This window comes from Mesorhizobium sp. C277A, assembly GCF_040324395.1.
GTDB lineage: Bacteria > Pseudomonadota > Alphaproteobacteria > Rhizobiales > Rhizobiaceae > Mesorhizobium.
This window is the reverse complement of record NZ_JAMYVW010000002.1, coordinates 2061245-2074506: the sequence shown is the minus strand read 5'-3', so window position 1 is coordinate 2074506 and position 13262 is coordinate 2061245. Positions and strand designations below refer to the sequence as shown.

At 62.9% G+C, this 13262-nt stretch carries 13 protein-coding genes, 1 tRNA gene and 1 pseudogene; 8 read left to right on the top strand and 7 right to left on the bottom strand.

What is annotated here, in order from left to right; genetic code table 11:
* Positions 1-11: 11 nt before the first annotated feature.
* The 6 genes and pseudogenes from NKK52_RS10370 (at position 12) to NKK52_RS10345 (ending at position 4638) form a co-directional block, all read left to right on the top strand.
* Positions 12-788, top strand: a complete 777-nt coding sequence (locus NKK52_RS10370; RefSeq protein ID WP_245263066.1) for a DUF8605 domain-containing protein — start codon at positions 12-14, stop codon at positions 786-788.
* Positions 789-858: 70 nt separating this feature from the next.
* Positions 859-1761: an alpha/beta fold hydrolase gene (locus NKK52_RS10365; protein ID WP_023682543.1), complete on the top strand. Its 903-nt coding sequence runs from the start codon at positions 859-861 to the stop codon at positions 1759-1761.
* Positions 1762-1802: 41 nt separating this feature from the next.
* Positions 1803-2702, top strand: a pseudogene (locus NKK52_RS10360) (translation factor GTPase family protein); the annotation flags it as partial.
* A complete protein-coding gene (locus NKK52_RS10355) occupies positions 2699-3028 on the top strand; it encodes a hypothetical protein (protein WP_023668943.1) in 330 nt (109 codons plus the stop codon). The pseudogene NKK52_RS10360 and the gene NKK52_RS10355, both read left to right, overlap by 4 nt.
* Positions 3029-3368: 340 nt before the next feature.
* Positions 3369-4055 carry a GNAT family N-acetyltransferase gene (locus NKK52_RS10350; RefSeq protein WP_352628862.1) on the top strand — a complete coding sequence of 229 codons (687 nt, stop codon included), beginning with the start codon at positions 3369-3371 and terminating at the stop codon, positions 4053-4055.
* Positions 3994-4638 (top strand): GNAT family N-acetyltransferase, encoded by a 645-nt coding sequence (locus NKK52_RS10345; RefSeq protein ID WP_352630496.1) that lies wholly within the window; start codon positions 3994-3996, stop codon positions 4636-4638. Before NKK52_RS10350 ends, NKK52_RS10345 begins: the two co-directional genes overlap by 62 nt.
* A 23-nt stretch (positions 4639-4661) precedes the next feature.
* Here NKK52_RS10345 and NKK52_RS10340 read toward each other — a convergent pair whose 3' ends face one another.
* The 7 genes from NKK52_RS10340 to NKK52_RS10310 form a co-directional block, all read right to left on the bottom strand.
* On the bottom strand, positions 4662-5471 hold the full coding sequence (locus tag NKK52_RS10340) for an MBL fold metallo-hydrolase (protein ID WP_023682541.1): 810 nt from the start codon (positions 5469-5471) through the stop codon (positions 4662-4664).
* A gap of 3 nt (positions 5472-5474) precedes the next feature.
* The gene (locus NKK52_RS10335) at positions 5475-6263 is read right to left on the bottom strand and encodes a TatD family hydrolase (protein WP_023682540.1); all 789 of its coding nucleotides are present in this window, start codon (positions 6261-6263) and stop codon (positions 5475-5477) included.
* On the bottom strand, positions 6263-7813 hold the full coding sequence (gene metG / locus NKK52_RS10330; protein WP_023682539.1) for a methionine--tRNA ligase: 1551 nt from the start codon (positions 7811-7813) through the stop codon (positions 6263-6265). Before metG ends, NKK52_RS10335 begins: the two co-directional genes overlap by 1 nt.
* 91 nt (positions 7814-7904) lie before the next feature.
* Positions 7905-8960 carry a DNA polymerase III subunit delta' gene (locus NKK52_RS10325; protein ID WP_023682538.1) on the bottom strand — a complete coding sequence of 352 codons (1056 nt, stop codon included), beginning with the start codon at positions 8958-8960 and terminating at the stop codon, positions 7905-7907.
* Positions 8957-9631, bottom strand: coding sequence for a dTMP kinase (gene tmk, locus NKK52_RS10320; protein ID WP_023682537.1), 675 nt, complete (start codon positions 9629-9631; stop codon positions 8957-8959). Before tmk ends, NKK52_RS10325 begins: the two co-directional genes overlap by 4 nt.
* 72 nt (positions 9632-9703) lie before the next feature.
* A complete protein-coding gene (locus NKK52_RS10315; RefSeq protein WP_023682536.1) occupies positions 9704-10870 on the bottom strand; it encodes a D-alanyl-D-alanine carboxypeptidase family protein in 1167 nt (388 codons plus the stop codon).
* Positions 10871-10973: 103 nt separating this feature from the next.
* Positions 10974-12182 (bottom strand): septal ring lytic transglycosylase RlpA family protein, encoded by a 1209-nt coding sequence (locus NKK52_RS10310; protein WP_023682535.1) that lies wholly within the window; start codon positions 12180-12182, stop codon positions 10974-10976.
* Positions 12183-12477: 295 nt separating this feature from the next.
* Here NKK52_RS10310 and NKK52_RS10305 point away from each other — a divergent pair, with 295 nt between their 5' ends.
* Both NKK52_RS10305 and NKK52_RS10300 read left to right on the top strand, forming a co-directional pair.
* Positions 12478-12957, top strand: coding sequence for an MgtC/SapB family protein (locus tag NKK52_RS10305; protein WP_031203824.1), 480 nt, complete (start codon positions 12478-12480; stop codon positions 12955-12957).
* A gap of 210 nt (positions 12958-13167) precedes the next feature.
* Positions 13168-13257, top strand: a tRNA-Ser gene (locus tag NKK52_RS10300).
* The last annotated feature ends 5 nt before the right edge of the window (positions 13258-13262 follow it).

The window sequence follows — 13262 nt, the reverse complement described above, 5'->3', positions numbered from 1 at the left end:
AATTGGGCTTTGTGGCAGCGGCGCTGGCTGTGCTGATTGTCTTTCCGGTCGCTGCCGCCGACATCGACCGCGCCAGCCTCTACCGCGCGCAATCGGTGACCAGCGGCACTGGCGAGGAGAACCGGGCCTGGGGCCTGGCGCCGTGCCTTGAAGAGGTGCTGGTCAAGGTTTCCGGCGACCCGCGGCTGATCGGCGACCCGCGTGTTGCGGACATGAGCCGGCACGCGGCCGACTATGTCACTGGTGTCGGCTACCGCGACCTGCTCAACAACCGCCCGCCGCATGACGAGCAGGGCACCCACGACCGGCCGCATTACATCACCGCCGATTTCGACCCGGACAAGATCAATGCCTTGCTGGCGTCGCTCGGGCGCAAACCGTGGGCGGTGCCGCGGCCAAAAATGGTCGCACTGCTGGATGTAAGGCCGATGAAAGGCGACGGCTTCACGCTGGTGCGCGATGGCGGCGGCGAGCTTGCGGCGGATATGCGCGTTGCGCTGGCGGACGCGGCGCACCGGACCGGTTTGCCGCTGGAGTTGCCTCGGCCGTCCGACGTCGCGCTCGCCGACGTGGCCAACACGCTGGATGGGGACGCCCTGCTTGCCGGCACTTTGGTATGGCGCCAGGAAGCGCTGGGCTGGGTCGGCGACTGGCGGCTCAGCTTCAAGGATAAGGAGTATCGCTGGCAGGTACGTGGCGTCAGTTTCGACGATGCGTTCCGCAACGCCACGCGCGGAACGCTGCAGATCCTGTCGGGCAATGGAGAGCCGGAAGCCGTCACGCCCTGACTTCAAGGGAACCTTCTTGCCCGAGCGCCGTAAACAAAGTGGCGGGCAAGCTTTGAGCAAGGAGGTATAATTGCAACATCGCCGGATCGACATTGACGGAAACAGCATCTTCTATCGCGAAGACGGCCCGCCTGATGCTCCCGTCCTTCTCCTGCCGCACGGCTATCCGTGCTCGTCCTATCAATTCCGACGGTTGATGCCGGCACTTGCCGATCGCTGGCATACATTCGCGCCGGACTTTCCCGGCTTTGGCTACAGCGGCACGCCCGAAATGTCGGACTTTGGCTATGATTTCGATGCCTATGCCGGGTTTCTGACAGCTTTCGCCGATGCGCTCGGCACGTCGCGCTATGCGCTCTGGCTGCACGATTATGGCTCTCAGATCGGACTGCGCCACGCCATCGCACATCCCGAGCGCATCGCGGCACTCATCATCCAGAACGGCGATATATACCAGGATGTTCTCGGGCCGAAATACGCTGGGATAAAAGCCTATTGGAAGGAAAAGACGCCCGAAAAGCACCGGCCGTTGGAAGAGGCGGTAAGCGAGAAGGGCTTCCGGCACGAGTTTGTCGGAGAGGTGGATTACGCTGTAGCCGAGCGCGTGCCTCCCGATCTTTGGAAACTCCACTGGCCTTTGATGGACACGCCGATCCGCCGGCGGCTCGCGGTCGGCCTGATGGAGAAGCTGGAGGCGAACCTCGGCTGGTTCCCGCGCTATCAGAGCTATCTGCGCGAGCACCAACCGCAAACGCTCATCGTCTGGGGCCCCGAGGATGGTTACATGCCGGCACAATCGGCGCATGCCTACCAGCGCGATTTGCGGGAAGCGGAGCTTCATCTGATCGATGGCGCCGGCCACTGGTTGCTCGAAACGCATTTCGATGAGGCACTTCCGCTGGTGCGCGATTTCCTGGCGCGCGTCCACAGTCAGGAAGCGAAAGGGACGGGCAGGGCGGCCGGCCGGGCGTAGACCCCTCCGTTGCGGTCATCGGATCGATCTGCAACCATGGCGTCATGATAGAAAAGTCTGCCGCGCCCTGGCCTCTGCTGCAAATCGCGATCGAGCCGAAGTCGCGGGCGGATCAGGAGAAGCTAGCTACTGCCTTGTCGAAGCTGGCGGACGAGGATCCCTGGTTGCACGTCAAGCAGGATGCGGAATCGGGCCAGACGATCGTCGCCGGCAGGGACGAACTCCACCTCGACATAGTCATCGACCACCTGCGCCGCGAGTCTCGCATTGAGGTGAATGTCGGCGCGCCCAAGGTAGCGTATCGCGAGACGATCACCCGTAAGCACGAGCAGGACTACACGCACAATAAGCAGTCCGGTGGTACGGGTCAGTTCGCCCGCGTCAAGATTGCGTTCGAGCCGAATGGCGGTAGCTGGGACTTCGTCTTCGGGTCCAAGGTCGCCGACGGTGCGCTTCCGAACGAATATGTTGCGGGCGTCGAAAAGGGGCTGCGGAACATTCTGTCTTCAGGCCCGTTTGCTGGCTTCCCGATGCTTGGCGTGAAGGCAACGCTGATCGACGGCGCGTATCACGATACTGATTCCTCGCCCCTGACTTTCGAGATCGCCGGCCGAGCCTGCTTCCGTGAAGCCGCTCCCAAGCTGGGCGTGCAGCTCTTCGAGCCGATCATGCAAGTCGAGGTGAACACGTCGGCGGCCTATGTCGACAAAATCATCGCCGAACTGCACAGCCGCCGGGGCCTGATCCGGAGTCGGGAAATCAGCGGCGTGGTCGTCGTTGTCAAAGCGACAATGCCGCTCGCGAACATGTTCATGCTGGAGGATGCGCTCCGGTCCTGTTCGAACGGACTGGCACGCCTGCGCGCCGACTATTCCGGATACGCTCCCGTACCACTGCCACCCGGCGGCGACCCACCGGCCGCCATGGCCATGGCCAGATGACGTCGCCAAAATTCTCCTCGCGGGCAGGGTTCCTTGTCGGCCTCGGCGTCACGCCGGTCGCCTTTTTCCTGGCGCTCTATTCGGCCGGGGCCGGGCATGGCGACTATGTGCTGGCGCGACTTCTCTATCCGGTCCCCATGCTGGCAACGCTTTTGACCAACACAACGATCACCAGCCTTTCCATCGGATTGGCTGCGCTGCAGTTTCCTGCCTATGGGGCATTTGTTGCGGGCGCCGGCGGCTCCAGATGGCTGGCCCTTGGCGTCTTCCATCTTGTTGCAATCGCAGCAGCCTTCAGCGGCCTCCTGGAAAGCTTTTCGGGATGACGCTCCTGTTCGTTATCCCGGCGCGGGCCGGTCGAGCAGGAAGTCGAGGCCTTTGCGAAAGGCGCCATCCCTTGAGAAATGAAGACCACGCCAACTCATTTCGCCACTGCTTCGTCAACGTTCCTCCCGCCAAGCAATCAGAGCCGCCGGCCCGCATCTCAGTCAGCAGGGCGTATATTGGCACGTCCGTAATGGAAGCAGCAGCCACATATGAAAGTCGCATAAGATAGATTATGGAACTTGTGCATTAGACTGAAGCTGGAAATTGCTGCGATTTTCACGGGTTTGGCATGATCGACGCGTGTTGCCTTGAGCCGATGGCCAACGCTACGCTGTGTCGATGACGACAGCAAAGCGTGACATCGAAGCGGCGATCGAAGTGTTCGTGCACGGCTTCAGCACCGACAAGAGCCGTTCCTTTCCCTACGAGGCCAGCCGCGTCGGACCCTTGTGGCTGATGCGCGATGCCGAGCGCAAGAATGCACGCGACTACCGTGGCGAAGAATGGATCGTCCATGACGTCGCCGCCGAGGAAGCCGATGCCATCGTGCGGCAGCATGCGGGGCCAAGCTTTGCCGTTTCGGTCGTGATCGCGAATGACGGCCCGGACGAACCGACGCGAACTGCCTACAAGGCGCTCGGCTACCGGCTGCTGCGGACGGAAGGCTTTTTCGTCCAGTCGCTGCGCCAAATTCCAGACCCGCCAGTAATCGTCTCTATCGAACGCGTGAGGACGGCTGAACGCGCTGCACAACTGGGAAAGGTCATACGCAGGCGGCCACTTCCAGACGATCAACTCGGCGACGATGCGCCGTTTCGCCAGTATGTGGCGCTCGATGGCGACGCCATCGTCGGGCGTGTGCGCAGCATAGACGCCATCGGCGCCACATGGTGCTCGGCAATGTTTGTCGAGCCTTCGTACCGGCGTCGAGGCATCGGCCAGCCGCGTCGGACCCTTGTGGCTGATGCGCGATGCCGAGCGCAAGAATGCACGCGACTACCGTGGCGAAGAATGGATCGTCCATGACGTCGCCGCCGAGGAAGCCGATGCCATCGTGCGGCAGCATGCGGGGCCAAGCTTTGCCGTTTCGGTCGTGATCGCGAATGACGGCCCGGACGAACCGACGCGAACTGCCTACAAGGCGCTCGGCTACCGGCTGCTGCGGACGGAAGGCTTTTTCGTCCAGTCGCTGCGCCAAATTCCAGACCCGCCAGTAATCGTCTCTATCGAACGCGTGAGGACGGCTGAACGCGCTGCACAACTGGGAAAGGTCATACGCAGGCGGCCACTTCCAGACGATCAACTCGGCGACGATGCGCCGTTTCGCCAGTATGTGGCGCTCGATGGCGACGCCATCGTCGGGCGTGTGCGCAGCATAGACGCCATCGGCGCCACATGGTGCTCGGCAATGTTTGTCGAGCCTTCGTACCGGCGTCGAGGCATCGGCCAGGCGCTGATGGCCAAAATGCTGCATGACGACAAAGCGCATGCGTCGCGGTGCTCGATGCTGTTGGCGACGCGTGCCGGAGCGCTGCTTTATCCCCGCATGGGCTATGAGCGGATTGGAACGCTGCTGATCTTCGCGCCGGAGAACCGAACGTCCTTATAAAGATCTGCTCGTATCATGCTGTCTCATAAAGGAATTTCGATCACCATGCCGTCATAGGCCGGAGTGACGTTGGCCGGCACCTCGGCCTTCACCGTGGCATAGTCGAGCGGCACATGCATATGCGTCAGCACGGCCTGTTTCGGCGCCAGTTTTTCAATCCAGCCAAGCGCCTGACCGAGCGACAGATGACTGGGATGGGTATGGTACTGCAAGGCATCGATGACCAGCATTTCCAGGCCGCGCAGCCGCTCGGCGGTGGTATCCGGGAAGTCGCTTATATCGGGGCAGTAGGCCAGCCCGCCGATGCGGAAGCCGAGCGAAATGATGTCGCCATGGATCTGCGGCAGCGGCTCGAGGGTAAGGGCACCGCCCTCGCCTTCGATCGTCACCGCCCTTGCGTGATCGATGATGTGCGGCCTGACGATCGGCGGATAGGAACTGCCAAGCGGCGTCTCGAAGCAATAGCCGAACGCTTCGCGCAGCCTGAGCATGGTCGGCTGGTCGGCATGGACATCGATCAAATGGCGCTGCTCCAGCACGTAGCCGCGCAGATCGTCGATGCCGTGGATGTGGTCGGCGTGCGGATGCGTATAGACGACGGCGTCGATGCGCCGGACCGCCGCCATCAGCATCTGCTCACGGAAATCAGGCCCGGTGTCGATGACGACCGTGGTTCTGGCGCCGTTGGCTGCTATCCGCTCGACGAGCGCGGCTGAGCGTGTACGCCGGTTTTTCGGATTGGCCGGGTCGCAATTGCCCCAATCGCCGGTGATGCGCGGCGTGCCAGGTGACGAGCCGCAGCCGAGGATGGTGAGGCGCAGCCGGTCGCTCATGCGTCAGAGCCCGGCGGGCCGCGGCATCTTGCCGAACAGCCGGAAGAAGTTTGCCGTCGTCAGCGTCGCGATCTCGGCTTCGCCAACGCCGACCGTCTCCGCCAGCACCTTGGCTGTATGCGCGACATAGGCCGGCTCGTTGCGTTTGCCGCGGAACGGCACCGGCGCCAGATACGGCGCGTCGGTCTCGACCAGCAGCCGGTCATGCGGCACATCGGCTGCGATGGCGCGTAAATCGGCGGAGTTCTTGAAGGTCAGTATGCCCGAGAAGGACACATAGCCGCCAAGCGCCACGCCGACCTCTGCCAGCCGTCGCCCCGACGAAAAACAATGCAGGATGAAGGGGAAGGCGCCCTTCCCTGTTTCGTCTTCGAGGATGGCAGCCATGTCGTCATCGGCATCGCGCGAATGGATCACCAGCGGCAGCCCGGTCTCGCGCACGGCTGCTATATGAGTGCGAAAACCCTGCGCCTGCGCATCGCGTGGCGCCTTGTCGTAGAAATAATCCAGCCCGGCCTCGCCGATCGCCACTACCTTCGGGTGCGCGGACAGGCGCACAAGGTCCTCAGCCGTCACATCCAGCTCTTCGCCGGCATTGTGAGGATGGGTGCCGACCGAGCAATAGATTTCGTCGAAACTCTCGGCAATCTCAAGCACTTGCGCAAACCGCTTCACGCGTGTCGAGATGGTCACCATGTGACCGATACCGGCAGCCTTTGCGCGGGCGACGATGGCCGCCCGCTCCTCGGCGAAATCCGGAAAGTCGAGATGGCAATGGCTGTCGACGAGCATCAGGCGCTCGCCTCAGGGTTTTCGACATAACGCGGAAACACGCCCTCCGGCGCGGGCAGCGCCGTGCCGGGCACCAGCGCATAGTCGGCATGGACATGCGCGAAGTCACGCTTGTCCGCCGGCACCGCCAGCAGGTCCAGCAGCTTGCCGGCCGACCCCGGAATGTAGGGCTGGCACAGCAATGCCACGCGCCGCACCAGTTCGGCGGTCGTCCACAGCACTGTTTCCATGCGCGCCGGATCGGTCTTCTTCAGCGCCCAGGGCGCCTGCGAGGCGAAGTAGCGATCCGCTTCCGCCACAACGCCGAAGATCGCCGCCAACGCGAGATGGATGCCCTGTTCCGCCATCGCGTGGCGCGCGGTACCCAGCGCTTCCACCGCCTGGTCGAGGATCGCGCTGTCGGCTTCGGTCAGCTCGCCGCGATGCGGCACCACGCCGCCGCAGTTCTTGGCGATCATCGACAGCGAGCGCTGCGCCAGATTGCCGAGACCGTTGGCGAGATCGGCATTTGTGCGGTTGACGATCGCGTCGTGGCTGTAGCTGCCGTCCTGGCCGAAGGGCACCTCGCGCAGGAAGAAATAGCGCACCTGATCGAGGCCGTAATGCTCGACCATGGTGAAGGGGTCTACGACATTGCCGACCGACTTCGACATTTTCTCGCCGCGGTTGAACAGGAAGCCATGCGCGAAGACGCGGTTCGGCAGTTCGATGCCGGCCGACATCAGGAAAGCCGGCCAGTAGACAGCATGGAAGCGGACGATGTCCTTGCCGATGATGTGCGTGGCCGGCCAGTAGCGCCATTGCTCGGCCTCGGTGTCGGGATAGCCGGCGGCGGTGATGTAGTTGGTCAAGGCATCGACCCAGACATACATCACATGCTTGTCGTCACCCGGCACCGGCACGCCCCAATTGAAGGTCGTGCGCGAGACCGAGATGTCCTTGAGGCCGGACCTGACGAAGCTCATCACCTCATTTCGGCGCTCGGCCGGACCGACGAAATCGGGCTGGCTTTCGTACAGCGCAAGCAATTTGTCCTGATAGGCGGAAAGCCTGAAGAAGTAGCTTTCCTCCTCATTCCATTCGACCGGCGAGCCAAGCGGCTCGCGGCGCACGCCGTCGTCGCCGAGCGTGGTTTCGCTCTCTTCGAAATAGGCTTCCTGGCGGACCGAATACCAGCCACTGTAGCGGTCGAGATAGATGTCGCCATTGGCCGCCATCGCCTTCCAGATCGCCTGGCACGACTCGTAGTGGCGTGGTTCCGTCGTGCGGATGTAATCATCATTCGAGCCGCCCAGGACCTCTGTCATCGAACGGAAGATCGCCGAGTTGCGGTCGGCAAGCGCGAGTGGCGTTATGCCTTCCTTCTCGGCCGTCTGCTGCATCTTGAGGCCGTGTTCGTCGGTGCCGGTGAGGAAGAGCACGTCCTTGCCGTCCAGGCGCTGGAAGCGGGCCAGCGCGTCGGTCGCAATGACCGTATAGGCGTGGCCGATATGCGGCTTGCCGTTCGGATAGAAAATCGGTGTTGTGATGTAGAATGTGTCGCGTGACATGAATGAACCGTCATGAATGTCCGAATTGAGTGTGAGCGGTGGATATCGCATCGAGACGGCGATTGCCATCCCGACCCGAGGCCGGATCCGGTCACATTCGCATTGCGGAATTCAGGCGGTCGATCATGGTCAAGGCGTGCTGCTTCTTGTCGAGATTGTAGGTATCGGTCTCAGATATAGCGTTCAGCGCCTCGTGCCAAGTGTCGGACAGCGTTTTCGCCCGCGCGAGATCCCCGGCCAGCGCGGCCTCGCTGGCGCCGATGGAGAGCAGATCGAGCGCGCGGCGGTTGAAGATGTCGAACTGGATCGCCTGGTCGCGGCCGGCGACGGCCTCGGCAAGGCGATAGGCGCCGGCGATGTCGCTCTTGCCCGACGTGACCAGGGCGTCGAGCGTGCCGGCAATCTCCAGCCCGCCATATTGGGTCAGAAGGATCGCATTGCGGGCGCTGCCCCCTGCCCGTTCCGCCAGTGCCGCGCGCGCGGCAGGATCGGAAGGTGGCGGCGGCTCGACGGTCTCCAGAACACTCATCAGGCTGCCGGCATCGAGCGGCGTCAGCCGCACCATCTGGCAGCGCGAACGGATGGTCGGCAAAAGGCTGCCCGGCGCATGCACGATGAGGATGAACAGCGTGCGGCTCGGCGGCTCCTCGAGGTTCTTCAGCAAGGCATTGGCGGCGTTGGTGTTCATGTCGTCGGCCGGATCGACGATCACCACCCGGTAGCTGCCGTCATGCGAGGTCAGCGACAGGAAGCGGTTGACCTTGCGGATCTCGTCGACGGTGACGACGGTCTTGAAACTCTTGGTCTTGTCGTTCAGCGGCCGGGTCAGGTGCAGCACGCCGGGATGCGCCCCGGTGGCGATCTGGCGAAACAGCGGTGAGGCCGGATCGGGAACGGCAAACACATCCGGCGCCTGGTCGAAGGCCGGATGCTTCAACAGATGGTGCGCCAGGTGAAAGGCAAGCGTCGCCTTGCCGATGCCGACCGGCCCGGCAAAGATCAACGCATGCGGCAGTTTTCCCGAGCGATAGGCGGCAGCGAGCATCGCGGCCGCCTGCTCATGGCCGACCAGGCGCAGCGTCTCGGACGGCTCCGGTACACCGTCCAGTGTGTCGTGCTGCTCGGGAGCGATGCGTTCGAAGATCATGCGGGCGCCGCCTGTCGGTTGCGCGCGGGCGCCCTCGCCTCAAGTGCGGCGAACACCACCGCGGTGATGACATCCTCCACCGCAGCGGGAGGCGCCGACGCGTCGATCACGATGCAGCGGTGCGGCTCGGCGGCTGCGATCGCCAGGAAGGCGTCACGGCGGCGCTGGTGGATGTCCAGCGTCTCCTTTTCGAAGCGGTCCGGACCGTCCTCGGCGCCACGCCGCGCGGCGGCGCGCCGCAAGCCGTCGGCGGGGTCAATGTCAAGGATCAGCGTCATGTCCGGCATCATGCCGTTGATGGCGACCTCCTCCAGAGCTTCCATGAAAGCCGGATCGAGGCCGCCGGTGACGCCCTGATAGACGCGCGACGAATCCAGGAAACGGTCGCACAGCACGATGGAGCCGCGCTCCACCGCCGGCCGGATGACCTGCTCGACATGGTCGGAGCGCGCGGCGGCAAACAGCAGCGCCTCCATCTTCGGCCCGAAAGGCTCGGCGGCGCCGGACAGGAGCACGTGCCTGACCGCCTCGGCGCCGGGTGACCCCCCGGGTTCGCGGGTGAGGAGGACATCGTATTTCTTGGCGCGCATCTTCTGGGCCAGCCGCTCGATCTGCGTCGACTTGCCGGCGCCCTCGCCGCCTTCGAAGGTGATGAAAAATCCGCTTGCCAATCGAAAGGCCTTTGTCCTGCTTTGCGCTGGTGTCTTAGTCCGCGCCCGAGAAAAGGTCCACGCCGCAGGAACTCAACGCAGCCAGCCTACGGCCAGTTCCCTGGCGGCATCAAACGCTCGTTGCGGCAGTGTGCCGACGCCAACCGATTCGGCGGCGAAAAGCGGTGTTTCCTGGCTCAGCGTGTCGCCGATCCAGACGCGCAGCGCGCCGACGGGTTGCCCCTCCTCCACCGGCGCCGATACCGGCCCCTGATAGACGATCCTGGCGGTCAGCTTGTCGCGGTTGGCGATCGGTAGCAGGACGTCGATCGGCGCCTTTGCCTTCAGCGCTACGCTGGATTTGGCGCCGCCGAACACCTGGGCCTCGCCGACCACTTCGTTGCTGGCGAAAATCTCAGTCTTCTCGAAGGAGCGGACGCCCCATTCGAGCAGCTTGCGCGCTTCCTCGGCCCGCTCGCGATCATTCGCCAATCCGCTCATCGCGGCGATCACCCGCGTCCCGTCATGGCTGACCGAGCCGACAATGCCGAAGCCGCCCGCCTCGCTCGACCCGACCGCCATTCCGTCGGCGCCGATGCCCATGGCCAGCAACGGGTTGCGGTTCTTTTGCGAGATCTTGTTCCAGGTGAAATCGGCCCGGCCGTAATAGAGATAGAGATCCGGATATTCGCGCCAGATATGCAGGCCAAGCTGCGCCAGTTCGCGCACCGTCGTCTGCTGGCCGTCGGCCGGCAGGCCGGTCGAATTGACGAATGTCGATTTCGCCAGCCCGATCTGGCGCGCGCGATCGTTCATCTGCGCGGCGAAATTCTCTTCCGAGCCGGCCATGCCTTCGGCCAGCACCATGCAGCCGTCATTGGCGGCCTGTATGGTGACCCCCTGGATCAGGTCCTCGACCCGGACCGCCGATTTAAGCTTGGCGAACATGGTCGACGTTCCCGAAGGCGCACCGCCCTTGCGCCAGGCATTTTCCGAAACCACGAAGGTGTCGTCGAGGCTCATGCGCTTCGACTTCATGGCGTTGAAGACCATCTCCATGGTCATCAGCTTGGCCATCGAGGCCGGCGGGATCGGTTGGTCGGCATCCTTGGAAAACAGCACCGTGCCGGTTTCGGCATCGATCATGAAAGCCTGCGTGGCCTTGGTCTCGAAAAGCTGCGCGTTGGCCGGAACCAGCGCGGCAAGCAAGAAGCCAAGGCCAAAAAGCCCGGCAAAAGGGTGGAAAAGGCGAAATCGCATGAAGAGGCTCGACCTGTTAGCCGGCAGAAACTTGCCGCAACGCTATCAGGCTTCTTCCCGGCGGATCAACCGCGCAATCACAAAACCGGCGTGCCTTTGTTGGTCAGTTGCGCACAGCCAGCGCGTCCGGCGCGCCATGCGACCATGCCGCGCGCAAGAGGTCGTCGACATTGCCGTGGCCATCCGGATAGAGATTGACCGCGTACCAGTCATTGCCGTCGAGCTCGGTGCTCTGGATTTCTATCCTGCCGAAGGGTTTTAGGGCCGCAGCCACCCGCTTTGCCTCGGCGGCATCGTCGAAGGAGCCGGCGGCGACATAGTCGGAAACGGCAGGCGCCGCCTGCGGGTTGGATTTCTTCCACGATTGCAGGATGTCGGCTGGTGACATGCCCTGGTCATCGAGTGCTGCAAAGACGTCGGCGCGCTGCACGCGTGCATCCGCATAGGAGAGCGAAGCCACGGCAAAGGGCGATTCCGGGCGCTGAGGCACGATCGGCCCGAATTCCGGCAGCGTCACATCGCTTGAGCCCGGTGCCTGCATCGACATCACTGGCTGTGTGTCGGAATTCGTCAACTGACCAGGAAACGGCACTGCGGCAGGTGGTGCGCCAACAGATAGGCTCGGCGAAGGTCCGTTCATCGCCACCATGACGCCGGTCGGCAAGCCATCGGACGGGTCCGGGCGGTTGTTGCCCGGGCGATAGGAGGCAACCAGATATTGGTCGTCGTCGCCGTCGAGCGGCGCGCGGCCGATATATTCCACCTTGACCCTGGCCGTGCCGACCTTGGCATAGTCGAGCATTTGCGCGGCGCGTTCCGAGACATCGATGATGCGTCCCTCGTGATAGGGGCCGCGGTCGTTGACGCGCACGATGACCGAGCTTCCGGTCTCGGTGTTGGTGACGCGGGCGTAGCTCGGCAGCGGCATGGTCGGATGCGCCGCGGTCAGATGGGTCATGTCGTAGACTTCGCCATTGGCTGTGAGACGACCGTGGAAGGCATCGCCATACCAGGAGGCGAGACCGACCTTGGCGTAGCGCTTGTCTTCCTTGGGGTAATACCACTTGCCGCGCACCTGATAGGGCTTGCCCAACTGGTCGCGGCCGCCGCCGCGCCGCATGTACTGAACGCGCGGGCTGGCCTTCACGCCGTACTCGGTCTCGGCAAAATATTCCTTCGAGCGAGGCTTCTTGTAGACCATGCCTTTCGGCTCGGACTGCGGCGACGCGCACGCGGCCAGCAACGCAGCCGAAAGAGCGCACAACACCAAAGCAGGAGCGCGACGAAGACGCCGATGCGTCGTGGTCTGCATGTTTTCCGATGTCCCCTACCGTCTCGACACAGGCGCCGCTTCTAGAATTTCGGCGGAGCCAGATGAGCAATGCCTGCGACGCGCCAATCCCCATCCCTTGTGCGCAGGAATTGTTTATCAGCGTATTAATCGATTGTGTCCGGAACCGGGCAGGAATGTGGCGGAGTTCTTGGGTCGGTCGGGCCTGTGGAGAGGCATCCGAGACCTAGCCCAGGCCCTTGGAGTCTGAATGTGAATCTATGGCACGAAGCGCGGCTGCCTGGAACCGACCGACCCGAGATACGTTCTGCGCCTCATGGATGAATTCATTGAACGTTTTGGGCAACAGACGTGGCTGTCCTTTTCCGTAATTTCAGCCAGGCTTTTGCTCGCGGCCGTCCTTGGCTCCATCGTTGGGATCGAACGCGAATGGCGCAACCGGCCGGCCGGATTGAGGACACACATCCTCGTCTGTGTTGCGACGGCTCTAATTGCCATCCTCACGATCGAGATTACTCACCTTCACGTCTTCGATGGTCAGGAAATCGCCATCGATCCTATCCGCTTGATCGAAGCCACGACTGCCGGCGTGGCATTTCTGGCCGCCGGCCTGATCTTCTTCTCGAAGGGCGAGGTTCAAGGGCTTACCACCGGGGCGGGCATGTGGCTGGCAGGCGCCATAGGCCTGGCGGTTGGGCTCGGGTTCTGGCAGATCGCGGCTTTGGCAACTGTCCTCGCACTTGTTGTGCTGGGTCTTCTGCAACTTGTGCAGGTCGGCAGCAAGGATCGCAATTAGATCCCGGCTCCTTCGAAAACGGGTTCGCAGCTCCGTTCGGGTAACGAACGCCACCCCCTATTATCCATGGCAGCGCCGATGGTTGACTTGGCGATGGGCAACGCTCTAGAGAAATGAACCGCAAGCTGGTCCGGAAGGACAGGTATCATTCGATACCAACTGTCGTTCACTGGGTCGGTTGATGTTCCTAGATGATTGAAAAGTCACGTTGGAGGGATGGCCGAGCGGTTTAAGGCACCGGTCTTGAAAACCGGCGTGGGTGCAAGCCCACCGTGGGTTCGAATCCCACTCCCTCCGCCAGATAT